Source organism: Streptomyces sp. NPDC002446, from assembly GCF_053595675.1.
The window spans coordinates 1-23,426 of record NZ_JBSFYC010000059.1 but is presented as its reverse complement, the minus strand read 5'-3'; the positions used below and the strand labels follow the sequence as shown (position 1 = coordinate 23,426).

The 23,426-nt window shown below is 72.2% G+C and carries 21 protein-coding genes, 1 tRNA gene and 1 other RNA gene; 11 read left to right on the top strand and 12 right to left on the bottom strand.

Annotation, left to right across the window (positions count from 1 at the left end):
- Positions 1-20 precede the first annotated feature (20 nt).
- The 11 genes from ACWD6P_RS27535 to ffs all read right to left on the bottom strand — a co-directional run bounded on the left by ACWD6P_RS27535 (position 21) and on the right by ffs (position 12,023).
- Positions 21-1,142: a cation diffusion facilitator family transporter gene (locus ACWD6P_RS27535; protein ID WP_451446854.1), complete on the bottom strand. Its 1,122-nt coding sequence runs from the start codon at positions 1,140-1,142 to the stop codon at positions 21-23.
- A gap of 92 nt (positions 1,143-1,234) precedes the next feature.
- On the bottom strand, positions 1,235-2,026 hold the full coding sequence (locus ACWD6P_RS27530) for an SURF1 family protein (RefSeq protein ID WP_451446853.1): 792 nt from the start codon (positions 2,024-2,026) through the stop codon (positions 1,235-1,237).
- A gap of 86 nt (positions 2,027-2,112) precedes the next feature.
- On the bottom strand, positions 2,113-3,612 hold the full coding sequence (locus ACWD6P_RS27525) for a hypothetical protein (protein ID WP_451446852.1): 1,500 nt from the start codon (positions 3,610-3,612) through the stop codon (positions 2,113-2,115).
- Positions 3,609-4,271 carry a SigE family RNA polymerase sigma factor gene (locus ACWD6P_RS27520; RefSeq protein ID WP_451446851.1) on the bottom strand — a complete coding sequence of 221 codons (663 nt, stop codon included), beginning with the start codon at positions 4,269-4,271 and terminating at the stop codon, positions 3,609-3,611. Before ACWD6P_RS27520 ends, ACWD6P_RS27525 begins: the two co-directional genes overlap by 4 nt.
- Positions 4,272-4,642: 371 nt before the next feature.
- Entirely contained in the window at positions 4,643-5,782 is a 1,140-nt protein-coding gene (locus ACWD6P_RS27515) for an aspartate-semialdehyde dehydrogenase (protein WP_451446850.1), read from the bottom strand.
- Positions 5,779-7,050 (bottom strand): aspartate kinase, encoded by a 1,272-nt coding sequence (locus ACWD6P_RS27510; RefSeq protein WP_384427788.1) that lies wholly within the window; start codon positions 7,048-7,050, stop codon positions 5,779-5,781. The genes ACWD6P_RS27515 and ACWD6P_RS27510 overlap by 4 nt, the downstream gene beginning before the upstream one ends.
- A gap of 273 nt (positions 7,051-7,323) precedes the next feature.
- Entirely contained in the window at positions 7,324-7,986 is a 663-nt protein-coding gene (locus ACWD6P_RS27505) for a DUF5063 domain-containing protein (protein ID WP_451446849.1), read from the bottom strand.
- A complete protein-coding gene (recR, locus tag ACWD6P_RS27500; protein ID WP_006604196.1) occupies positions 7,979-8,578 on the bottom strand; it encodes a recombination mediator RecR in 600 nt (199 codons plus the stop codon). Before recR ends, ACWD6P_RS27505 begins: the two co-directional genes overlap by 8 nt.
- Positions 8,579-8,629: 51 nt before the next feature.
- Entirely contained in the window at positions 8,630-8,980 is a 351-nt protein-coding gene (locus ACWD6P_RS27495) for a YbaB/EbfC family nucleoid-associated protein (RefSeq protein ID WP_451446848.1), read from the bottom strand.
- A gap of 168 nt (positions 8,981-9,148) precedes the next feature.
- Positions 9,149-11,755, bottom strand: a complete 2,607-nt coding sequence (locus ACWD6P_RS27490; protein WP_451446847.1) for a DNA polymerase III subunit gamma and tau — start codon at positions 11,753-11,755, stop codon at positions 9,149-9,151.
- 169 nt (positions 11,756-11,924) lie between these two features.
- Positions 11,925-12,023, bottom strand: an RNA gene (gene ffs / locus ACWD6P_RS27485) — signal recognition particle sRNA small type.
- Between the two features lie 132 nt (positions 12,024-12,155).
- On the opposite strand from ffs, the gene ACWD6P_RS27480 reads away from it, so the two are divergent.
- Positions 12,156-12,243: transfer RNA gene (locus ACWD6P_RS27480), tRNA-Ser, on the top strand.
- 837 nt (positions 12,244-13,080) lie between these two features.
- Here ACWD6P_RS27480 and ACWD6P_RS27475 read toward each other — a convergent pair.
- Positions 13,081-13,935: a LysR family transcriptional regulator gene (locus ACWD6P_RS27475; protein WP_451446846.1), complete on the bottom strand. Its 855-nt coding sequence runs from the start codon at positions 13,933-13,935 to the stop codon at positions 13,081-13,083.
- A gap of 560 nt (positions 13,936-14,495) precedes the next feature.
- Between ACWD6P_RS27475 and ACWD6P_RS27470 the strand changes: the two genes are divergently transcribed.
- From ACWD6P_RS27470 to ACWD6P_RS27425, 10 genes are all read left to right on the top strand, one after another.
- Positions 14,496-15,269: an alpha/beta fold hydrolase gene (locus tag ACWD6P_RS27470; protein WP_451446845.1), complete on the top strand. Its 774-nt coding sequence runs from the start codon at positions 14,496-14,498 to the stop codon at positions 15,267-15,269.
- The gene (locus ACWD6P_RS27465; RefSeq protein ID WP_451446844.1) at positions 15,266-16,849 is read left to right on the top strand and encodes an amino acid adenylation domain-containing protein; all 1,584 of its coding nucleotides are present in this window, start codon (positions 15,266-15,268) and stop codon (positions 16,847-16,849) included. Before ACWD6P_RS27470 ends, ACWD6P_RS27465 begins: the two co-directional genes overlap by 4 nt.
- Positions 16,846-17,109 carry an acyl carrier protein gene (locus tag ACWD6P_RS27460; RefSeq protein ID WP_451446843.1) on the top strand — a complete coding sequence of 88 codons (264 nt, stop codon included), beginning with the start codon at positions 16,846-16,848 and terminating at the stop codon, positions 17,107-17,109. Before ACWD6P_RS27465 ends, ACWD6P_RS27460 begins: the two co-directional genes overlap by 4 nt.
- Positions 17,106-18,266 carry an acyl-CoA dehydrogenase family protein gene (locus ACWD6P_RS27455; RefSeq protein ID WP_451446842.1) on the top strand — a complete coding sequence of 387 codons (1,161 nt, stop codon included), beginning with the start codon at positions 17,106-17,108 and terminating at the stop codon, positions 18,264-18,266. The genes ACWD6P_RS27460 and ACWD6P_RS27455 overlap by 4 nt, the downstream gene beginning before the upstream one ends.
- A 44-nt stretch (positions 18,267-18,310) precedes the next feature.
- Positions 18,311-19,501, top strand: a complete 1,191-nt coding sequence (locus ACWD6P_RS27450; protein WP_451446841.1) for an acyl-CoA dehydrogenase family protein — start codon at positions 18,311-18,313, stop codon at positions 19,499-19,501.
- Positions 19,495-20,013 (top strand): flavin reductase family protein, encoded by a 519-nt coding sequence (locus tag ACWD6P_RS27445; RefSeq protein WP_451446840.1) that lies wholly within the window; start codon positions 19,495-19,497, stop codon positions 20,011-20,013. The genes ACWD6P_RS27450 and ACWD6P_RS27445 overlap by 7 nt, the downstream gene beginning before the upstream one ends.
- Before the next feature lie 80 nt (positions 20,014-20,093).
- Complete coding sequence (gene panD / locus ACWD6P_RS27440; protein ID WP_451446839.1) at positions 20,094-20,510, top strand: aspartate 1-decarboxylase; 417 nt, start codon at positions 20,094-20,096, stop codon at positions 20,508-20,510.
- A gap of 31 nt (positions 20,511-20,541) precedes the next feature.
- Positions 20,542-21,276, top strand: coding sequence for an SDR family NAD(P)-dependent oxidoreductase (locus tag ACWD6P_RS27435; RefSeq protein WP_451446838.1), 735 nt, complete (start codon positions 20,542-20,544; stop codon positions 21,274-21,276).
- A gap of 70 nt (positions 21,277-21,346) precedes the next feature.
- Entirely contained in the window at positions 21,347-22,159 is an 813-nt protein-coding gene (locus ACWD6P_RS27430; RefSeq protein WP_451446837.1) for a phytanoyl-CoA dioxygenase family protein, read from the top strand.
- Complete coding sequence (locus tag ACWD6P_RS27425; RefSeq protein WP_451446836.1) at positions 22,156-23,262, top strand: zinc-binding dehydrogenase; 1,107 nt, start codon at positions 22,156-22,158, stop codon at positions 23,260-23,262. Before ACWD6P_RS27430 ends, ACWD6P_RS27425 begins: the two co-directional genes overlap by 4 nt.
- The last annotated feature ends 164 nt before the right edge of the window (positions 23,263-23,426 follow it).

Below are 23,426 nucleotides of genomic sequence, written 5' to 3'. Positions count from 1 at the left end.
CGTCCGGGGTGCACCGTCCGTCAGGCGGCCGTGTGATGGGCGAGGACGGCGTGCGGGTCGGTCCCGTCGGTGGTGTGGTCCGTGTGGACGGTCGCGGCCGTGAGCCGGGGGACGGCGTGGATGAGGGCGTGTTCGGCGGCGACGGCGAGCGCATGGGCCTGGACCACGGTCAGACGGGAGTCGACGACGATGTCGGCCTCGGCGCGCAGCGTGTGGCCTATCCAGCGCATGCGGACCTGCCCGACGTCGCGTACGCCGTCCACCGCGCGCAGGGTGGCCTCGGCGGTGTCGATGAACTGAGGGTCGACGGAGTCCATCAGACGCCGGTAGACCTCCCGGGCGGCGTCGCGCAGGACCACGAGGATGGCGGCGGTGATGAGCAGACCGACGAGCGGGTCGGCCAGGCGCCAGCCCAGGGCCGCACCGCCGGCGCCGAGGAGGACGGCGAGGGATGTGAAACCGTCGGTGCGGGCGTGCAGCCCATCGGCGACGAGGGCGGCGGAGCCGATCCGGCGGCCGGTGCGGATACGGAAACGGGCCACCCACTCGTTGCCCACGAACCCGGTCATGGCGGCCAGGGCGACCGCCCACAGGTGTGTGACATCACGAGGGTGCAGCAACCGGTCGATGGCTTCATAGCCGGCCAGGAGGGAGGAAGCGGCGATGGTCAGCACGATGGCGATACCGGCGAGGTCTTCGGCACGCCCGTAGCCGTAGGTGTAGCGGCGGTTCGCGGCGCGGCGGCCCAGCACGAAGGCGATCCCCAGCGGGACGGCGGTCAGGGCGTCGGCGCCGTTGTGGATCGTGTCGCCGAGCAGCGCCACGGACCCGGACAGCACCACGATCACTGCCTGGATCGCGCAGGTCAGGCCGAGGACGCCCAGCGAGAGCCAGAGGGTGCGCATGCCCGCACGGGAGCTCTCCATCGCGGTGTCGACCTTGTCCATGGCCGCATGGCTGTGCGGGGTGACCAGGTGGACGAGCCGGTGTCGCAGCCGGGCCCACCGCCCGGCATGGTGGTGGTCGTGCACGGGGACGTGCCCGTGGTCGGCGGTATGGGTGTGGTCGTGCACGGGGCCGTGCCCGTGGTCGGCGGTAGGCGGGTGGTCATGGCCGTGCGGGTGCGCGTGGTTGCCTGCCATACGGCCTACCGTGGCACGCCGACCCCCTTGCGGCTACAGCGGTCATACACCCGCTGACCAGGTGCAAGGCGGTTGCAGCCGGTTGCAGCCGGTCAGCCCCCGGAAATCCCCAGCTCCGCGTCCCGTGCCGCCTCCCCTTCGCGCCGGAAAAGGCGGAACCACATGAAGACGACGAAGCCCGCGAAGACGAACCACTCGCCGGTGTAGCCGAGGTTCTGGAACGCCTTGAGGTCCAGGCCGCTGCCCTCGGCGGCGGCCGGGGGCACGGCGCGCAGCGGAGCCTGGGCCTCGGTGAGGGTGATCCAGCCGTCGTAGACCTCGTAGGGAACGATGTTGACCAGCGACGCCGCGCTGATCATGCCGAGCTGGCCCTTCGGCAGCCCGCCGCCGGCCTGCACACCGTCGGTCCCCTGGTTCTCGGAGGCCTGCAGCGCCCCGGTCACCGTCACCTCGCCCTTGGGCGGCGCCGGGACCTTCGCCGTATCGGCCCTGGCGCCGGCGTCGCCGGGCAGCCAGCCGCGTACGACCGGGAGGGCCTTGCCGCTGTCGGTACGCAGCAGGTTGAGGACGTAGAAGCCCTGCCGCTCGCCGTGTCCGCCCTTCAAGGTGCGGCCGGGTACGAGCAGTTGGTGACCGGTGTCGTAGTGCCCGCGGGCGCTGGCCTGGCGGCCGGAGGTGACCTGGTCGACGGGCAGCAGACTGGCGAGCGGGCGGGCGGGCGCGGCCTTGGCCCGGGCGGAGCGGTCCTCCTGCTGCTGGTGGGTGTCGACCCGGTCCTCGAAGCGGCTCAGCTGCCAGCTGCCCATGAAGATGCAGAAGGGAATCGCCAGTACGGCGAAGACATTGATCCCCCACCACCGCGGGGTCAGCAGGAACCGGTACACACCACCACGGTACGGGGCCTGCACGACGCGGTCGCACCGCCCCCTCCACGGCCCGCACCGGCCGCCGGGACGTGGCCGTCCGGCCGTTACTGGGTCGCCAGCGCCTCGGTGCGGTAGACCGTTCCGGCACATGCGTCCGCGATCGTTGCCTCGGTCGCGGCGGGCTCCCCGGCCTCCGGCGTATGGCTGAGCACGACCCCGCCGGACGCGGTCCCGCCGTCGCCGGGCCCCTCCTCGCCGCCCGCCTGGCCACCGGTGTCACCGGTCGCCGTGGTCCCCGATTCCGGGGACTGGCCCGGGTCGCCGGAGGGCGTGGGGGTCGGTGAGGGCCCGGGGTTGGCGCACCCGGTGGGTCCGCCGCCGGACTCGGGGATCCAGGCGAACTTGACCTCGTACGCCTCCCCCGGCTTGAGAACCAGCTGGTCAGGGGTGGTGGCCGGGTCGGGCAGACCGGTGGCCTCATCGCCCGAGGTGTGGTCGACGACATGGATGCGGTCGGGGTTGGTGGAGCCCTGGGCGACCACGCCGACGACACCGCCGCCCTCGACGGAACAGGCCGTGGGGGAGGTGTTGACCACCCGGAACGAGCCGTAGACCCGGCCCGCGGAGTCCGCCGGGAGAACCGTTCCGGTGCCCTGGCCGAGCTGGGTGCGGGCGCAGACCGGTGAGGTGACGTCCATGGTCGCGTCCGGGGCGGGGGTGCCGGCCCCGGCGCCGTGGCCGGTGCCGTTCTTCTCCCCGGATTTGCCCTTGCCCTCGCGCTCGCGCCCGCCGGGCTTCGCCCCGTTCTCGTCGCTCGGCCGCGGTCCGGCCTGCTCGGTGCCCTCGCCGTGCGCACCCTCGGTGTGGCCGTGGGCGCGCTGGCTGCTCGCGGCGTTGGCGGGCCGGTCCGTGGAACCGTCCGCGAGGTTCGCGACATGGACCATGGCGGGGATGGCCGTGCCGCCGAGCAGCACCGCGGCGGCGGCGCCGACGACGGCATGCCGACGGCGCTGGCGGCGGGCGGGGACCGCGCGGCGCAGCTGCTCCAGCGCGTCCGGGGCGGGTTCGAGGCCGCCGACCCGGGACTGCAGCAGGCGCCGCAGTTCGTCCTCGCCGCCGAAGCCGTCGCCGAAGCCGCCGGTGGGGTGGCTGCGGCCGTGGTCGCGCCCGTCTCCGTCGCCGCTGCCACTGCCGCCGAAGGCGGCCTCGCCCGCCGCGTCGCGGCCGTGCGCAGCGTGGTCGTCCGGCTCGGAGTCGTACGCCGCACCGTCGTGCGCCGTACCGTCGTGGGCCTCGCCCTCGGGCGTCTCGTCCTCGTACGCCGCGGCCGTCACCCGCGTCCGTTCGGCGTGCGCGCGGCCGGCGTGGGCATGCTCCGCCGGCGCGTGACCGGCGACCGCGCCACCCGCCCGCGCACCCTCGCCCCTACGGTCCGTGCCGTCCGCGGAGCTGTCCGTGACAGCGATGTCATCGCCCGGCTTTCCGGGGGCGCCGGACACGTCGTCCCGCCGTCCGCCCGGATCGCCCGGGCCGCCCGCCTCATCCGGGCGGGACGGGCCGGCCACACCCGGCGCGTCGTACCGGTCGAACCGTGTGCCACTCATGCGGGAGCCTCCATCGCGACGCGGAGCGCCGCGATTCCCCGCGACCCGTACGCCTTGACCGAGCCCAGCGATATGCCCAGCGTCTCGGCCACCTGCGCCTCGGTCATATCGGCGAAGTAGCGCAGCACCAGCACCTCGCGCTGCCGGCGCTGCAACCCGCGCATCGCCTTGATCAGCTGGTCCCGCTCCAGCAGGTCGTACGCGCCCTCCTCGGCGCTGGCCATGTCCGGCATCGGCTTGGACAGCAGCTTGAGGCCCAGGATGCGGCGGCGCAGCGCGGAGCGCGAGAGGTTGACGACGGTCTGCCGGAGGTAGGCGAGGGTCTTCTCCGGGTCGCGCACCCGCCCGCGCGCGGAGTGCACACGAATGAAGGCCTCCTGGACGACGTCCTCGCAGGAGGCGGTGTCGTCGAGGAGCAGCGCGGCGAGACCGAGCAGCGAGCGGTAGTGCGCGCGGTAGGTCTCGGTGAGGTGATCGACTGTGGTGCCCGCTGCCATCGCCTCGTCAGTGTCCCCACGCTGAGAAGGAAGCTGCGCGGGACGTGTGGTGGGCCAGGGGGCGATCACCGGCATGCCCCCGGCCACGCGGGGCCGCGGCGGGCGCACCGCCGCGCCTGCTGCGCCCGCTGGGGCGATCGTGAATCCGAGTACCTCTGCCACGCCTGTTGGACACGCTTCCCCCCATAAGGGTTGTACGCGCAAGGCACCGTTTTCGACGATGCATCAAATGCCCTCATGCGTACCAGCTCTTCCCGAATGCCCTATTCATTCCGACGCGTTTGCCCTGATATCCGAGGGCTCACCCAGCGGCCCGCGAACACCGGGCCACCCCTGAGGGCGGCCACAAAGACGCTCCCCGCCCAACTGCCGGTTGCAGTACGGCGGGGAGCGAATGGTCGAACAGATCGTCAGCCCAGATCAAGAGGTATGGGCCAGCAATTCGCTCACAGGATCTTCACACGACCCACAAAGTATCTCCCAGGCGGCCCCGGCGGCGACGGCCAATCCCGCCAACTCCCCCGCCCGCACGGCTAAGGCGTGTCGTGGGGCCGGCCCTGCCCCCGCAGCTCCCCCGCCACCAACTCGCCCACCTGCGCCGTGTTCAGGGCCGCGCCCTTGCGCAGATTGTCGCCGCACACGAACAGCTCCAGCGCCCGCGGATCGTCCAGCGAGCGCCGCACCCGGCCGACCCAGGTCGGATCCGTACCGACGACATCGGACGGGGTGGGGAACTCGCCCTCGGCCGGATCGTCGCTGAGGACGACCCCGGGGGCCGCGGCCAGGATCTCATGCGCGCCGGCGACCGTGACCTCGTTCTCGAACCGCGCGTGCACGGCCAGCGAGTGGGTCGTGAGCACCGGCACCCGCACACAGGTCGCGGTGACCGGCAGGTCCGGCAGCCCGAGGATCTTGCGGGACTCGTTACGGACCTTGAGCTCCTCGGAGGACCAGCCGTCCTCCTGGAGCGACCCGGCCCAGGGCACGACGTTGAGCGCGATCGGCGCCGGGAACGGCCCCAGCGTGTCGCCGACGGCCCGCCGCACATCGCCGGGCGTCGTCCCCAGCTCCGTACCGGACACCGCCGACAGCTGTGCCCGGAGGGTGTCGGCGCCGGCCTGCCCCGCCCCGGAGGCGGCCTGGTACGAGGAGACGATCAGCTCGCTCAGCCCGTACTCGGCATGCAGCGCGCCCACCGCGACGATCATCGAGAGCGTCGTGCAGTTGGGGTTGGCGATGATGCCGCGCGGACGCACCCGCGCCGCATGCGCATTGACCTCGGGCACGACCAGCGGCACGTCCGGATCCATCCGGAACGCGCCCGAGTTGTCCACGACCACCGCGCCCTTGGACACCGCGACCGGTGCCCACTGTGCGGAGACCTCGTCGGGGACGTCGAACATCGCGACGTCGATGCCGTCGAAGGCCTCCTCGGTCAGCGCGACGACCTCGACCTGCTCGCCCCGTACGGTCAGCTTGCGGCCGACCGAGCGGGGCGAGGCGATCAGCCGGATCTCGCCCCAGACGTCGGCCCGCTCGGACAGGATGCCGAGCAGGACCGAGCCGACGGCGCCGGTGGCACCGACGACGGCGAGATGCGGCCTGCGGGCCGTACGGGCGTCCGCCCCCGCCGTGTCAGCGAGGGACGGACGGCCCGCCTCGGCCGGAATCATCGTCCGGTGCCGCCATAGACCACGGCCTCGTCACTCTCCGTGTCGAGACCGAAGGCGGTGTGCACGGCGCGCACGGCCTCGTTGACGTCATCGGCGCGGGTGACGACCGAGATGCGGATCTCGGAGGTCGAGATGAGCTCGATGTTCACGCCGGCGTTCGACAGCGCCTCGAAGAACGTCGCCGTGACGCCCGGGTTGGTCTTCATCCCCGCGCCGACCAGCGAGATCTTGGCGATCTGGTCGTCGTAGCGCAGCGACTCGAAACCGACCGCGGCCCGGGTCTTCTCCAGCGCGGCGACGGCCTTGCGGCCCTCGGCCTTGGGCAGCGTGAAGGAGATGTCGGTCAGACCGGTCGACGCGGCCGACACGTTCTGCACGACCATGTCGATGTTGACCTCGGAGTCCGCGATCGCACGGAAGATGCGCGCGGCCTCGCCCGGCTTGTCCGGGACACCGACGACCGTGACCTTCGCCTCGGAGGTGTCGTGTGCGACGCCCGAGATGATTGCCTGCTCCATCGGCTGGTCCCCTTGCGGTTCGTTGCTGACCCACGTGCCCTGCAGCCCCGAGAAGGAGGAGCGGACGTGGATCGGGATGTTGTAACGGCGTGCGTACTCGACGCAGCGGTGCAGCAGCACCTTGGAGCCGGAGCTGGCCAGCTCCAGCATGTCCTCGAAGGAGATCCAGTCGATCTTCCGGGCCTTCTTCACGACCCGCGGGTCGGCGGTGAAGACACCGTCCACATCGGTGTAGATCTCACAGACCTCGGCGTCCAGCGCGGCCGCCAGCGCCACGGCGGTGGTGTCCGAGCCACCCCGCCCCAGGGTCGTGATGTCCTTCTTGTCCTGGGACACGCCCTGGAAGCCGGCGACGATGGCGATATTGCCCTCGTCGACCGAGCTCTTGATGCGGCCCGGCGTGACGTCGATGATCCGCGCCTTGTTGTGCACGGAGTCGGTGATGACGCCGGCCTGGCTACCGGTGAAGGACTGCGCCTCGTGACCGAGGTTTTTGATCGCCATCGCCAGCAGGGCCATGGAGATCCGCTCTCCGGCGGTCAGCAGCATGTCGAACTCGCGCCCCGACGGAATCGGGGACACTTCCTGCGCGAGATCGATCAGCTCGTCCGTCGTGTCGCCCATCGCCGAAACCACGACGACCACCTGGTGGCCGTTCTTCTTGGCTTCGACGACTCGCTTGGCAACGCGCTTGATGCCCTCGGCATCCGCAACGGATGAGCCGCCGTACTTCTGCACGACAAGGCCCACGTGCGCTCCTCGCAACTGTCTCTTCGGGAGTTTCCTCCCGGACCCCCGAAATGGGGGTACTGCGGTCGGCTCAGTCTAACGAGCAAGCGGAGCCCGCCCTGCTAATACCACATCGTGAGACGCGGGACTCACTGCTTGAACGGCGCCGCTCGGGCGGTTCCGCCGGGCGCCTCGTCGCGCCCGCTCGGCCAGCACATGCCCGCTACGGGGCGGTACACACGGAAACGTAACCCAGGTCACAGGGCGCTCGCTCATCGGAGCGGCCTGCGGGGCTCACACTCCGCGCAGCCCCAGCGGCCCGGCGATCTCGGCCGCCATGACCTTCCCGGCCTCCTCGGCGAGCCGCTCCTCGTCGCCGTCGGCCCCGCTGTCGGTGTCCAGGCCGTCCAGCGCGTCCAGCGGCTGGTCGAGGCGTACGTGGGCGACCAGCGACTGCAGCGCGCGCAGGGCGGCCGAGGCGGTCGGGCCCCAGTTGGAGAGGTAGGAGAACTGCCACCACCACAGGGCCTCGCTGACCCGGCCCGCCCTGTAGTGCGCCAGGCCGTGCCGCAGGTCGGTGATGATGTCGGCCAGATCATCGGAGATGCGGCAGGCGACCGGCTCGCTGCGCGGCACATACGGGTCGAAGACCTCGGAGTAGACGTCCACCGGGTCGAGCAGCGTCGCGAAGCGCTCCCGCAGGTCGTCGACGTCCGGCTCCGGGCCGGTGTCCGGCTCGTACCGCTCGTCGGGGACGATGTCCTCGTGGGCGCCCAGCCGGCCGCCGGTGAGCAGCAGCTGGGAGACCTCCAGCAGCAGGAAGGGCACCGCGCTGTCCGGCTCGTCACCCTTGGCGACCTCCGTGACGGCGACGATGAAACTCTCGATCGAGTCGGAGATCGAAACGGCGAAGTCGTCCGGGTTCTGTGTCGCGTTGTGCAGCGTGGCATCAGACATCGAGAAGTCTCCTCCCTTCGAAGGCCCGCCCGAGCGTGACCTCGTCGGCATACTCCAGATCGCCTCCGACCGGCAGTCCGCTCGCCAGGCGTGTCACTCTCAGGCCCATGGGTTTGATCATCCGGGCCAGATACGTGGCCGTGGCCTCGCCCTCCAGATTCGGGTCGGTGGCCAGGATCAGCTCGGTGACGGTGCCGTCCGCGAGCCTGGCCAGCAACTCCCGTATCCGCAGGTCGTCGGGGCCGACGCCCTCGATCGGGCTGATCGCCCCACCGAGCACGTGGTAGCGGCCGCGGAACTCACGGGTCCGCTCGATGGCCACGACGTCCTTGGGCTCCTCCACGACGCAGATGACCGCCGGATCGCGCCGTGGGTCCAGGCAGACCCGGCACTGCTCCTCCTGCGCCACATTGCCGCAGACGCTGCAGAACCGGACCTTGGCCTTGACCTCCATCAGCGCGTTCGCGAGCCGGCGGACATCGGTCGGCTCGGCCTGAAGAATGTGGAAGGCGATCCGCTGCGCGCTCTTGGGACCGACGCCGGGCAGCCTGCCCAACTCGTCGATCAGGTCCTGGACCACGCCTTCATACACGGAACGTCTTCTCTCTCTTCTGCCGTGCTGCGTACGCTAGTTGGCTACTCCTCAGAAGGGGAGACCGGGGATGCCGCCACCGCCCAGACCCTGGGCGAGCGGACCGAGCTTGGCCTGCTGCAGCTGCTGGGCGCTGGCGTTGGCGTCCCGGACGGCCGCCAGCACGAGGTCGGCGATCGTCTCGGCCGTCTCCTCCGCGGAGTCGGTGTCGACCGCCTTGGGGTCGATGACCAGGCCCTTGAGCTCACCGGAGCCGGTCACCGTCGCCTTGACCAGGCCACCGCCCGCGGTGCCCTCCACGGGCGTCTCCGCCAGCTCCTGCTGGGCGGCCGCAAGGTCCTGCTGCATCTTCTGGGCCTGCTGGAGCAGCTGCTGCATATTGGGCTGACCACCGGGGATCACGACGTGACTCCTGCCATACGACAACGATTGGTGCGGTAGCCCGAGCCTACGTGTTCCAACGGCCCCGCGCCCTACGCCGTAGGGAGGAGCACGGGTGTACGCCTGGTGTACTGCCGGTGCTGCCGCTAACGGTGTGTCGTCGCCCGTATGCACCGCGGGGGCGGGCTCTTACTCATTGTTGAACTCCTCCAGCACCGTCGCGCCGAGCTCCCGCACGATCAGGTCGTGGCCGCTGAGCGCGGAGTCGACCAGGTCGGGGTCGTCCTCGGCGGGCATGTCGTACTCGATCGACATCGGCGGGGGCTCGGGGGCGTACGAGGGCTCCGCCGCCGGGGCGCCGCCCTGCCCGCCGCCCGCGGACGCCGAGGGGGCCACGGCCTCCCGCGCCATCCGCGCGCCCTGGCCGCCGCCTGTGCCGCCGCCCTGTCCGTACTGACCGCCGGAGGACTCGGGCGCCGCTGGGCCGCCCTGCTGGGGCGGCGAGTGCGGTGCGGGCTGCGCCGGCGCGGCGGGCGCCGTGCCGCCGAAGCCGCCACCGCCACCGGGGCCGCCGCCGAAGCCGCCACCGCCGCTGCGGGGCGCACCGCCGGCCGGCGGATTGGCGCCGCCGGACGGGTCGACGATCGCCTCGACCCGCCACTGCACCTGGAACCGCTCGGCGAGCACGTCCTTGAGGACGTCCTCGCTCCCGCCGTTGGCGAAGCTGTCGCGGGCGCCGGCGTTGGGGAAGCCGATCTGCAGCGTCGTGCCGTCGAAGCCGGAGACCTGGGCGTTCTGGCTCAGCAGGATCCAGGTGAAGCGCCGGCGGTCCTTCACCGCCTCGAGGATGTCCGGCCACATCTGCCGCACCTGGGCGGCACCCTGCGCCGCCCCGGGAGCCGGCCCGCCCTGCGGCTGCTGCGGCGCGGCCGCCGGAGCGCCCGCCGCCGGGGCGGCCGGTGCCGGCTGCTGCTGCACGGGCGCACCGCCCGCCGGGCCGGCCGCCGCGGGCGCACCGCCCTGCTGCCCCTGGCCGCCCTGCCCCGGCGCCACGGCCGTCGGCCAGCCACCGGGCTGCCGCGCCCCGCCGCCGTTGCCTGGGCCGCCGCCGTTGCCTGCGCCACTGCCGTTGCCGCCGCCGCGGCCGGCACCGCCGGGCCAGGCCCCGGGCCGCGCGGGCACACCCGCCCGGTCGGCGTCCTGCGCACCACCCGCCGGACCGCCCTGCGGCCCGCCGTCGGAACCCCGCTGCTGCTCCCCACCGGGACCGGCCGCCGCCCCGCCGGGCGTGCCCGAGGCGGCCGCGGGACCGCCCGCAGCCGGAGCCGCGGGGGCACCAGCCGACCCGCCCTGAGCGACCGGTGCCCCCGCACCGGCACCCGGGCCGCCGCTTCCGGCACCGCCGTTCGTCGCACCCGTCGCACCCGTCGCGCCCGTCGCGCCCCGCACCGCGGCGCGGGCAGCGGCCGGTCCGGACGGTCCGGCCGGCATCGGCGGATGCGCCTCGGGGCCCGGCACATAACCGGCCGCGGGCCCGCCGCCGGACACCACGGGCACCGGCCCGGCCCCGAGGTCACCCCCGGCGCCCGCACCGCCACCACCAGTCACACCGCCGGCACCGCCGAGCAGCGCCGCACCCGCACCGCGCTCCAGACGGTCGAGCCGCGCCTGCACCGACCGCTCGTCGTCATACGCCGCGGGCAGCAGCACCCGCGCGCAGATCAGCTCCAGCTGCAACCGGGGCGAGGTCGCCCCGCGCATCTCCGTCAGGCCCGCATTGACCAGGTCGGCCGCCCGGCTCAGCTCGGCCGCCCCGAACACGGACGCCTGCGCCGTCATCCGCTCCACCACGTCGGCAGGGGCGTCGATCAGCCCCTTCTCCCCCGCGTCCGGCACCGCCGCGAGGATCACCAGATCCCGCAGCCGCTCCAGCAGGTCCGCGACGAACCGACGGGGGTCGTTACCGCCCTCGATGACGCGATCGACCACCTCGAAGGCCGCCGCCCCGTCCCCGGCGGCGAACGCCTCCACCACCGAATCCAGCAGCGACCCGTCCGTGTACCCCAGCAGGGCCGTCGCCATGGCATACGTCACACCGTCGGCGCCCGCCCCCGCGAGCAGCTGGTCCATCACCGACATCGAGTCACGTACGGAGCCCGCGCCCGCCCGCACGACCAGCGGCAGCACGCCGTCCTCGACCGGGATCTCCTCCTGCCCGCACACCTGCCCCAGGTACTCGCGCAGCGTCCCCGGCGGCACCAGCCGGAACGGATAGTGGTGCGTACGCGACCGGATCGTCCCGATGACCTTCTCGGGCTCGGTCGTGGCAAAGATGAACTTCAGGTGCTCCGGCGGCTCCTCGACCACCTTCAGCAGCGCGTTGAAGCCCGCCGACGTGACCATATGGGCCTCGTCGATGATGTAGATCTTGTACCGGCTGCTCGCCGGCCCGAAGAACGCCTTCTCCCGCAGCTCACGGGCATCGTCCACACCACCGTGCGAAGCAGCGTCGATCTCGATGACATCGATGGACCCCCGCCCGTTCCTGGCGAGATCCACACACGACTGGCACTTCCCGCAGGGCGTGGGAGTGGGACCTTCCTCACAGTTCAAGCACCGCGCCAGGATCCGCGCGCTCGTCGTCTTGCCGCAGCCGCGCGGCCCGCTGAACAGATAGGCGTGGTTGACCCGGTTGTTCCGCAGCGCCTGCTGCAGCGGATCGGTCACGTGCTCTTGCCCGATGACCTCGGCGAAGGTCTCGGGTCGGTATCGGCGGTACAGCGCAAGGGACGACACGCATACGACGATATCGGGCCCCACTGACAACCGGCCCTACCCCAAAGTTCCCGGCTTCTCCCCCGCCCCCGGCTTCGCCCGAGCGGGGACACCCCATGAGCAGGAAGCGGACCTCGCCCCATGAGCAGGAAGCGGGCCTCATAAGCAGAGCGGGAAGGCCCCATGCACCAACGCAAGCGCCCCCCACGCACCCGCCAGAGCCAACCTACCCTTGCTGCCTTCCGGCCCTGGGGGAGTTCAGTCAGATAGCGCCACGTGAGGGGCTGCACACCACAGTAGCGGATCCCCCGCCCCGCAATCGAACCCACACCCCGCCCAGACCCCCACTCCGACCCCCGCCCCACCCCGTCCCCCGGATCATGTTCGCGAGCACTCCCCAACGTCTTGTATTGTTTGCGGCGGAGGATTCGCCTAGTGGCCTAGGGCGCACGCTTGGAAAGCGTGTTGGGGGCAACCCCTCACGAGTTCGAATCTCGTATCCTCCGCCATTGCTCTCACCGGGCAATACGTCGAAGGGCCCCACCGCTTGCGGTGGGGCCCTTCGCGGTTCTCCCCCTCGGTTCTCACCTCAGCCGGCCCCGGCCGGCGCCCAGAGCGCGCCTCCGACCCACTGCGCGACCTTCCGCAGCACTGCAGCACCGGCCCGGTGATCTGCATGTACCAAGCCGCATCCGCGCCGCTCCCCCGGCTCCCACCCCGTGATCGCGCCGACCACGACATCCGGAACGCCGAGCAGCAAACAGGACGGCACGGCCCCCGCTGTGTGACGAGCGTCATGAAGCCGCCGTGAAGCCGCCCCTCCCGGACGCCCGCGTCCCGAAGAAGCCGCTTCCAGACATGGAAGGCGGTGTTGGTCCTGAGCGGGCCTCCGACCGGTGAGGCGAAGACGTGTCCCTGGACCAGGAGGTCATGAACGGATCCGCCCTGAGATCGTTCTGGGCTTTCATGGCCTGTGTCTGGTGAAGCCGGTCAACGACGAGCACTGGCACATGGGCGGGCTCAATGACGATGGCAGTGTCGACTGCTGGACCGCCTACGGCGATCTCTACGAGGCGCTTCGTGGTCTGTGAGGTTCACCTCGCAGCCGTCGTACGTCCTGCGCCGGCCACTACGCCCAAGCCCGCCGCGAGGAGCATCCCGTGTCGCCCCTTGCGCCATCCCGCCACGGCGAGGACCGAACACAGAAGCAGGACAAGGTTGATCACGATGAGCATGGCCTGAGGGTCGCCTCTGCTGATGCTGGCGACATCCGAGGCGGGCCGGGTGGGGGCGTGGCAGCGATGGGCGGGCAGGGCGCGGTGGCCCCCACAGGGCCCGCCGGACTGCTACGTCTGGAGTTCCTCCGTCGCGCGCCAGGCGTGGTCAGTGAAGCGGGTGGCCTGGGGGTGGGCGCCGTGGGAGGGGTGGGCTAGGTAGGCGCGGACGGTGGGGGCGCCGGTGAGGGGGACGAGGCGGACGGAGGGGTGGGTGTAGCGGCGGGCGGCGGAGATCGGGGCGGTGCCCACGCCGAGGCCGACGGCCACCTGCTCCAGCCATTCGTCGAAGTTGCGGCACTCGGCGCCGACCACCGGCCGGCTGCCGTCGGGCCACATGTCGGGGAAGGTGGTGCCGCTGACGGTGTTGATGATCAGTGGCAGGCCGGCGAGCTCCGTCCAGTCGAGTTCGGTGCGTTCGGCCAGCTGCCAGCTCGCGGGGACGGCGGCGATCCGGGACTCCTCGTAGAGGAGGACGCCGCGCAGTCCCTTCGGCAGGGGCTCGCTGCGCAGCAGGCCCAGATCCGCCTGGCCGGTGTCGAGTCCGGCCTGGGGGGTGTCGCAGCGGATGAATTCGACTCCGACCCCGGTCTCCTCCCCGAACCGGGCGGCCAGTCGCGACAGACCCTCGGGCAGGCCCCAGCTGAACCCGATGCGCAGTTTCTCCCCTTTCTGCAAATCCGTCAGCGCCGAATCGAGTTGGCGCAGCAGCGGGGTGACGGCCTTGCGCAGGGTTTCTCCTTTGTCGGTCAGCTCGGTTCTGCGGGTGCTGCGTTCAAATAGCCGTACGCCGAGGGACTCCTCAAGAGTTCTGATGTTGCGGGTCAGGGTCGGCTGGGCCAGATGCAGACGGCGGCCAGCGGCCGTGAAGCCTCCTTCCTCGGCTACGGCCAGAAAGCATCGCAAGTGACGCAGGTCGATGTTCATTCGTCGAGCGTATAGGTGGTTCAGCAATGTCATTTCTCCACCCCCGGCACAGTGTCTAGTCTTCTTGGTGTCGCCGAGCGGACAGGGCGCCCGGGAAGTACGGGCCGATAGCCGCCGCCGCTGGCGTGCAGTCATGTGTTCAACGGGGGTAACGTGCAGGAAAGTTGGCGCGCGCCGTCAGTCGGCAGAGCGCAAAAATCGGCCAAAGGCAAAGTAAAAGAATCCCCGGACGGCCGGGTCATCCGACAGGTTTCCGACTCCGAAGTCTTTTTCTTCGCAGCCTCTTCGGACGCCTCGTAGCTCAGTTGCCGACCGCGCCGCCCCTCGGCCGCGCGGGATGCGGAACCGGTGATTCGACGTAATGCGATGCATCGTGCCCGCATCGCCGTTCCGCCGGTGACTGCTGCCCTCTCAAAAGCCATTCCTCAACTATTGCTGCCGCCTTTCCGGCCCGTCATTCACCTTTATTCCGCGCCAGGGCAGGCCGTCGCGGGATGACGCCGGCCGGGTTGCCGGAATGTCCGTTTCTGCTGCCGTAAATCACTGTGAAGGATTTTGCTGTGCCGGTAATCGATACGCGCAACGGTCCGCTGGAACACGTCGTCATCGACGGTGACCCGGACCTGGCGCCCCTGGTCTTCCTGCACGGCGGCCTCGGCTGCCTCGCGGCCTGGGGCCGCTTCCCCGCCCGGCTGGCCGCCGCCACCGGACGCCGCGCCCTGGTCTACTCCCGCCACGGCAACGGCGGCAGCGGCCCCGACCCGCTGCCCCGCACCCCCCGCTATATGCACGAGCACGCCCAGGACGTGCTGCCCGAACTGCTCGACGCGCTGGGCATCCACCGCCCCGTCCTGGTCGGCCACAGCGACGGCGCCTCCATCGCCCTGCTGTACGCCTCCGCGCACCCCGTCGAAGCCGTCGTCGGGATGGGCCCGCACATGTACTTCGAGGAGGAGAACCGCATCGGCATCGAGAACGCCCGCGCCTCCTACGAGGCCGGCCCGCTCGCCAAGAAGATGGCCATGGTGCACGACGACCCCCGGGGCGTCTTCGACCGCTGGAGCGGGGTCTGGCTCTCGCCCGCCTTCCGCAGCTGGTCCATCGAGAAGGACCTCGACGTCACCGCGCCGGTGCTGGTGATCCAGGGGGACGCGGACGAGTACGGCTCCATGGGCCAGGTCGACGCCGTCGAGCGCGCGGTCGCCGGCCCCTTCCGGCGCCTGGTCCCCGAGGGCTGCGACCACTACCCGCATCTGGTCTGCCCCGACCTCGTCACCGACACCGTCCGCGAGTTCCTCACCGGGCACCCGCAGTCCGTGGAGGCGGCCCGATGACCGCGCAGGCCCCCGTACGCCTCGACGCCCTGCTGTCCCGCTCCGCGCGGGCCCACCCCGACCGCACCGCCCTGGAGGGGGCCGGCGAGAGCTGGACGTACGCCCAACTCGACCGCGCCGTGGACGCGTTGGCGGCCCACCTGACCGCCACCGGCGTCGCGCCCGGCGACCGGGTCGGCGTCTACGCCCCCAAGACCCCGGCCACCGTCATCGCCCTGTACGCGGCGCTGCGGGCCGGTGCGGTGACCGCGCCCCTCGATGTCGCCGACCCGCCGGAGCGCACCGCCCGCATGATCCGCAACGCGGGTCTGTCCCTGCTGGTGACCGTCGACCGTGCCCTGGCCGGAGCCCACCGCGCCGCCGCCCGCGCCCGCGACGGCGCGCCGGCCGACGCGGGCGCCCTCGACCACGGCCTGCACTGGCTGCGGGTCCTCGCCCCCGAGGAGCGGCCCGCGCCACTGCCCGCACCCACCGGCTCCGGCGGCTACATCCTCTTCACCTCCGGCAGCACCGGCTGGCCCAAGGGCGTGCTGCTCTCGCACGAGAACGTCGCCCACTACGCGCTGTGGGCCGCCGGCGAGTTCGGCCTCACCCCGGACGACCGGATCGGCTCCCAGGCCGCCCTCACCTTCGACCTGACCACCTTCGACCTGTTCAGCGCCGCCGCCGCGGGGGCCTGCACGGTCCTGATGCCGGACCTGCTGCGGGCCTTCCCGCGCGATGTCGTCGGCTGGCTGACCGAACAGCGCATCACCGCCTTCATGGCCGTGCCGTCCCTGTACCACAACATGCTCCAGCAGGGCGGTATCGCCGATACGCCGCCGCCCGACCTGCGCATCGCGGCCTTCGGCGGGGAGGCGTTCGCCCCCGACCTGCTGGAGCGGTACCTGCGGCTGCTGGACGGGGTGCCCTTCTACAACCTGTACGGGCCCACCGAGACCAACGCCTGCACCTACCACCGGGTGCCGGCCGACTGGACCGCCGACCAGGAACTGCCCATCGGCCGCGGGATCGGCGGCGTCCACATCGAGGTGCTCGACGAGGACGGCCGGCCCACCGACGGCGAGGGCGAGATCCACATCGCCGGACCCGTCGTGTTCCAGGGCTATCTGCGCGGCGGCGCACCCGAGGACCCCACCGTCACCGTGACCTGCCGTGACGGCGTGGCCCGCCGCGCCTACGCCAGCGGTGACATCGGCCGGATCACCCCCGACGGCCGGGTCTTCCTGCGCGGCCGGCGCGACAACCAGGTCAAGCGGCGCGGCCACCGCATCGACCTGATGGACGTGGAGAACGCCGTCCTGGAGCTGCCGCAGATCGCCACCGCCGCGGTCGTCGCCAAGGACGGCCCGTACGCCGGCCAGATCTGGGCCTACGCACAGACCGACGCCACCGAACGGGAGGTCCTGGCCGCGCTGCGCGAGGTGCTGCCCAAGCGGATGCTGCCGGACCGGGTCGTCCCGCTCGCCACCCTGCCCACCACCAGCAGCGGGAAGGTCGACCGCCGCGCCCTGAGCGCCACCGGCCACACCGCCGACCACACCACCGCCCCCGCACTCCCGGAGGAGATCACCGCATGAACAGCGTCGAAGAACTCTGCACCCTCATCGGCAGCCGCATCAGCTGGGGACGCGCCGAGGACGCCGACTCCCTGAACCCCGACACCCCGCTGCTCGAAATGGGCCTGGTCGACTCGCTGGCGATCATGGAGATCGTCGCGGCGCTCCACAAGGAGGCCGGTATCACCCTGCCCGACACCGAGATCGTCGCCGCCAACTTCCGCAGCCCCAAGGCCCTTTGGGTCGCCATCGAGAACCTCTCCGGCGAGGGCCGCAAGTGAGCGCGGCGGCCACCGCGGCGCTGCGCACCGGCGCACCGGCGACCGAGCACCTCGTCGACACCTACCGGGACCTGGCCGCACCGGTGGTCGAGCGGATCGCGGACGAGGACTTCACCGCCCAGTGGCGGGCCATGGCCGACCTCGGTGTGCTCAAGCTCGCCGCCCCGGACGCCACGGCCCCCGGCCCGGTCACCCGCTCGCTCGCCATGATCGAGGGCATCGGTCTGGCCGGCGCCGACCCGGGGCTGTGCTACGCGCTGACCTCGCAGATCTTCGGGATGCAGTTCCCGCTGCGGGACGCCCTCGGCGCCGACGCCTGGCGGGCGGTCGCCGACGTCCAGCAGGGCCGGGTGCTGCTGTGCCACGCGCTGACCGAGCGCGGCGGCGGCAGCGACCCGTTCTCCATGCAGACCCGCGCCCGGCGCGACGGGGACGGCTTTGTGCTCGACGGCGCCAAGACGTTCATCACCGCGGCCCCCGTGGCCGACCGGGCGATCGTCTTCGCCCGCACCTCCGAGGGACGCTCGCCGTTCGCGCTGTCCGCATTCCTCTTCCCGCTGGACCTGCCGGGGATCCGCCGCGGCGAGACGTTCGCCAAGACCGCGCTGCCCACCGTGCCGATGGGCGAGCTCCTCTTCGAGGGCGCCCGGCTGCCGGGGAGCGCGCTGCTCGGCGAGGAGGGCTCCGGCCTGGCGGTGATGGCCTCCACCACCGCCTGGGAGCGCTCCGTCATCCTCGGCTACGCCCTCGGCCCGATGCAGCGCCTCCTGGCCCGTACCGTCGGCTGGGCCGCGGAGCGCGACCACTTCGGCCGCCGCATGGGAGCGAGCCACCAGGTCGCGGGCCGGGTCAGCGACATGGCCCTGGCGCTGCACCGCTCCCGCGTCCAGCTCTACGCGATGGCCGCCCGGCTCGACGCCGGCACGCCCGCCCGGCAGCTGGCCGCCGAGGCGGCCCTCACCAAGATCTCCGTCTCCGAGGACTACGTCCGGATGACCGAGCACGCCACCGCGCTGTCCGGCGTCCGCGCCTTCCTCCCCGGCTTCGACCTCGCCGCCGACCTCGCCGGCCCCATGGCGGCCCTCACCTACGCCGGTCCGAACGACCTGCTGCGCGTGGGTGTCGCACGGCAACTCGGCCTGCCCGTCGAGAACTGACCGGTCGGGACCCGACCGGCCGACCACCGACCCGAAGGATTTCGATGACGCTGCCGACCCACCTCGACGACCTCCTCAAACTCGCGGCGGAGACGGGCGAACGGCTCGCCCCGCTCGCCGCCGGCACCGACGCCGGACGCGACGACGGCCACGAGACCTACCGCATCCTGCGCGAGTCCGGTCTGCTCGCCCTGCTCGTCCCTCAGGAAGCGGGCGGCGCCGGTCTCGGCTTCGGCGACTACTGGCGGGTGCTGGCCGAACTCGGTGCGCACAACGGCGCCGCCGCCCTCGGCTTCAACATGCACCACGTCGTCATCGGCGCGCTCGCCGATGCCGCCGGCACCCGGCTGCCCCCCGCCGCCGAGACGTTCCGCGCCTGGATGCTGGACGAGGTCGTGAACGGGCGCAAGCTGTTCGCCTCCGCCACCTCCGAGGCCGGCCGCGGCGCCAAGCTCCGCGGCATGCAGACCCGTTACCGCCTCTCCGACGACGGCAGGCACTACATCCTGAGCGGCAAGAAGTCCTTTGTGTCGCTGGCCGGAGCCGCCGACTACTACGTCGTCGCGGCGGCCGCCGACAACGGCGCCGAGGACACCGGCGAGGCCTCGCACTTCGTCGTCGCCGCCGACGACCCCGGCGTGAGCTTCGGCACCGTGCAGCACATGTCGGCGATGTACGGCACCAGCACCGCCCCGATGACGCTGGACGAGGTCCCGGTGCCCCGCTCCCGCCTCTACCTCGGCGTCGAGGGCATGTCCCTGTTCAAGGTCGTGCGCGAGCCGCACTGGATGGTCGCCGGCTACACCGGCGCCTACCTCGGCATCGCCGAGGCCCTCTTCCGGCACACCGTCGACCATGTCACCGCCTCGCCCGCCCGCGCCGAGTCGCCCGTCGTGCAGCAGGAGCTGGGCCGGATGTCCGCCCGGCTCCGGGCCGCCCGCGCCCTGGTGCACGAGGCCGGTGACCTCGTCACCGCCGAGCGCGGCAGCCTGGAGGCCAACGCCATGGTGCACGCCGCCAAGTACGTCGTCGGCGAGGTCGGCCCGCAGCTCGCGCAGGACGCGCTGCGGCTGTGCGGCTCGGCCGCGGTCAGCCGCAGCCACCCGCTGGAGCGGCTGATCCGCGAGGCCCAGTTCGCCCATGTGATGCCCGCCAAACCGCAGGAGTGCCTGGAATACCTGGGCAAGGCCGCGGTCGGCGTCAACCTCTACGACGCCCGGGCCTTCGCATGGTGACCCCCGTCCAGGACGAACTCGCGGTGACCCGCGACGCCTTCCGGGCCCTGATGGGCTCGCACCCCAGCGGCGTCGCCGTGATCACCACCGCCGATGCCGAGGGCACGCCGTACGGCTTCACCTGCACCGCGCTGTGCTCGGTCTCCCTCGACCCGCCCCAGCTGCTGGTGTGCGCGGGCAACAACGGGAGCACCCTCCCGGTCCTCGCCGCCCGCGGGGCCTTCACCGTCAACCTGCTGCACAGCGCCGGGCGGCGCGCCGCCGAGGCGTTCGCCGGACCGGCCGCCGAACGCTTTCGCACCGTCCCCTGGCGGCCCGCGCCGGCCACCGGCCTGCCGGCGCTGACCCAGGACGCGCACGCCACCGCCGAGTGCCGGGTCACCCGGCTCATCCCGGCCGGCGATCACACCATCGTGATCGGCGAGGTGCTCAGCACCCAGACCCACGCCCCGGCCGCCGAAGAGGCGCCGCTGCTGTACGGCATGCGCCGCTACGCCGCCTGGCCGGCCTGATCCGGTCGCAACCCCACCGGCCGGCCCCACCCGCGGCCGCGCCGCACCACCACCCGCCCCACCACCTGTGAGGAGTCCGCATGTACCGCACCCTGATGAAGTCGAAGATCCACCGTGCCACCGTCACCCAGGCAGACCTGCACTACGTCGGCTCGGTGACCGTCGACTCCGACCTCATGAAGGCCGCCGACCTACTGCCCGGCGAGAAGGTCGACATCGTCGACATCGACAACGGCGCCCGGCTGTCCACCTACGTCATCGAGGGCCCGGCCGGCTCCGGCGTCATCGGCATCAACGGCGCCGCCGCCCGGCTCATCAGCCCCGGCGACCTCGTCATCCTGATCGCCTACGCCGCCATGACGGACGCCGAGGCCGCCTCCTTCGTCCCCCACGTCGTCTTCGTCGACGAGCACAACGCCCTTGCCGGCGTCGGCGGCGACCCGGCCGAGGTGCCCGAGGGCTCGGGCCTCAAGCGCGGCGACCTCGTCGCCAACTGACCGTCCGCACAGTGCACTTCAGGGAGATGCCATGACGATCTCCGTGGTCAGCGGCGGCACCCGCGGCATCGGACGGGCGCTGAGCCTCAGGCTCGCCGCCCTCGGCCACCGGGTGATCGCCCTCTACCGCGGTGACGACCTCGCCGCGCAGCAGACCGCCAAGGCCGGCGACGGCCGGATCGAGACGCTGCGCTGCGACCTCGCCCGGCCCGAGGAGGTCCGGTCGGTCGGCGACCGGATCACCGCCGAGTACGGCGCGCCCTCGGTACTCGTCAACAACGCCGGGGTGAACCGCGACCGGCCGTTCCTGTCGATGACCGCCGAGGACTGGGACACGGTGCTGGCCACCAACCTCTCGGGCCCCTTCCACCTCACCCGGGCCCTGGCGCCCGCGATGCTGGAGGCCGGCGGCGGCAGCATCGTCAACGTCGCCTCCACCACAGCGATCCGGCCCCGTGCGAACGGCGCCAACTACTGCGCCAGCAAGGCGGGCCTGCTCCAGCTCACCAAGTGCATGGCCCTCGAACTCGCCCCGCACATCAGGGTGAACGCCCTGCTGCCCGGATTCACCGACACCGAAGAGGTCACCGAGCGCTACCGCCTCGATGACCCGGAGCGGCTGGCCGCCGTACTGGACACCATCCCCGGCCGCCGGCTCGGCACGGCCGAGGACATGGCCGACGCCCTCGAATTCCTGGTGACCGCGCGCAGCGGCTATGTCACCGGACAGCAACTCATCGTCGACGGCGGCCACTTCATGGGATGACCCCCCACCGCCGGTCCGCTCACCCACCGGTCCGCCCGACGGATTCCCTCACCTCTCAGGAGAAGAAGCGATGCGACTGACCCAGCACCAGGCCGACCAGTACCACGAGCAGGGATTCCTCCTGCTCGAATCCCTCCTCGACCCGCAGGAGGTGGAGTCGCTCCGCGACGCCTTCGAGCGCGATGCGAAGGTGCCCGGACCGCAGGTGGTGACCGAGGAAGGCGGCACGGAGGTGCGCGCGGTCTACTCCTCCCACCAGCGGCAGCCCGAGTACGCCGGTCTGATCCGCGACCCGCGCATCCTGGAGCCGGTCCGGCAGCTGCTCACCGAGGACGTCTACATCTACCAGTTCAAGATCAACGCCAAGCCGGCGTTCGGCGGCGACAAGTGGGCCTGGCACCAGGACTTCCTCGCCTGGCGGCTCGCCGACGGCCTGCCCGCCCCGCGCCAGGTCAACATCGGCGTCTTCCTCGACGATGTGACCGAGTTCAACGGCCCGGTCATCTTCCTGCCCGGCTCGCACCGCAACGGCCTCGTCCACGAGGGCCGCTCGGCCGCGGCCAGGTCCGAGCAGCACCTCGACCCCGACGACATCTCGCTGTCGCCGCAGCAGCTCGCCGAACACGTCGACCGGCACGGCATGACCAGCCCCAAGGGCCCGGCCGGCTCCGTCGTGCTGTTCTCCCCGGAGATCGTGCACGGCTCGTCCCCCAACATGTCGCCGTTCGCCCGCCGGCTGCTGATCGCCACCTACAACGACACCGCCAACCTGCCGCGGCCCAAGGGCGAACCCCGCCCGGACTACGTCGTGTGCCGCGACACCGAGCCGCTGCGCCCGCTGGCGGCCCCGTTCTCCCAGACCCTGAGCACGGTGACGGCATGACCCGGCGCACCGGACGCGCCGTCGTCCTGGAGGAGTTCGCCCAGCCGCTGCGGCTGCGGGAGTTCCCGCTGCCCGCGGCCCCCGCCGGCGGCATGGTCGTCGCCTGCGGATACGGCGGCGTCTGCGGCACCGATCTGCATCTGCAGCAGGGCCACCTGGACATCCCCGTCCCGCTCGTGCTCGGGCACGAAGGGCTCGGTGTCGTACGGGAGTTGGGCCAGGGCACGGACCGGGATGCCGCCGGGTCGCCGCTCGCGGTCGGCGACACGGTGATGTGGGCCTCCTCCATCGCCTGCGGCGTCTGCCCGCCCTGCCGGCTGCACCGCGAACCGACCCTGTGCGAGCGGCGCCGCACCTACGGCGTCAACCGCGCCCTCGCCGACGGCCCCGAACTCTCCGGGTCCTGGGCCGACCACATCGTGCTGCAGCCCGGCACCACCGTGATCAAGGTGCCCGAGGGCACCGACCCGCTCGCCGCCATGTCGCTGGCGTGCGCCGGGCCCACCGTGGCGCATGCGCTGTACGAGAGGCGCCCGGTGCGGCTGGGCGAGACGGTGGTGGTGCAGGGCAGCGGGCCGGTCGGACTGGCGGCGGCCGCGTTCGCGCAGCTGGCCGGGGCCGCCAAGGTCGTCGTCATCGGCGGGCCGGCCGGCCGGCTGGAGCGGGCCGCCGCGGCCGGCATCGGTGACGTCCACCTGGACATCGCCGACGCCGCCGACCCCGCGGAGGTCCTGCGCGAGGCGCGGGCCGCCGCCGGCGGGGACGGCGCCGACCTGGTGATCGAGTGCGCCGGAGTGCCGGCCGCCGTCGGGCAGGGCCTCACCCTGGCCCGCCGGGGTGGCAGCTACCTCATCATCGGCCAGTACACGGACGCCGGGGACACCCTGATCAACCCGCACCAGATCGTCCACCGGCAGCTCGACGTCGTCGGCTCCTGGGCCTTCACCGGCGCCCATCTCGTCGAGTACGTCCGCCTGTTGCCGGCCCTCACCGGCCGGTTCGACCTGGCGAGCCTGGTGACGCCGTTCCCGCTGGAGCACCACGCCGACGCGCTCACCGCGGTCGCCGACGGGTCGGTGATGAAGGCGGTGCTCACCTCCTGACACCTGTGCTCCACTCGCTCACCTCCTGACGCACCGGCCCCCGCGGTGCGCCGGGACGGTGCAGGTGACGGCCCGACAGCAGGCTCCGCCGCGGTCGGGCCGTCACCGCTGCCTGCCCGCCCGCGCAAAGCGGCGCCGGCTCACCCCACGAGCGCCCCCAGCGC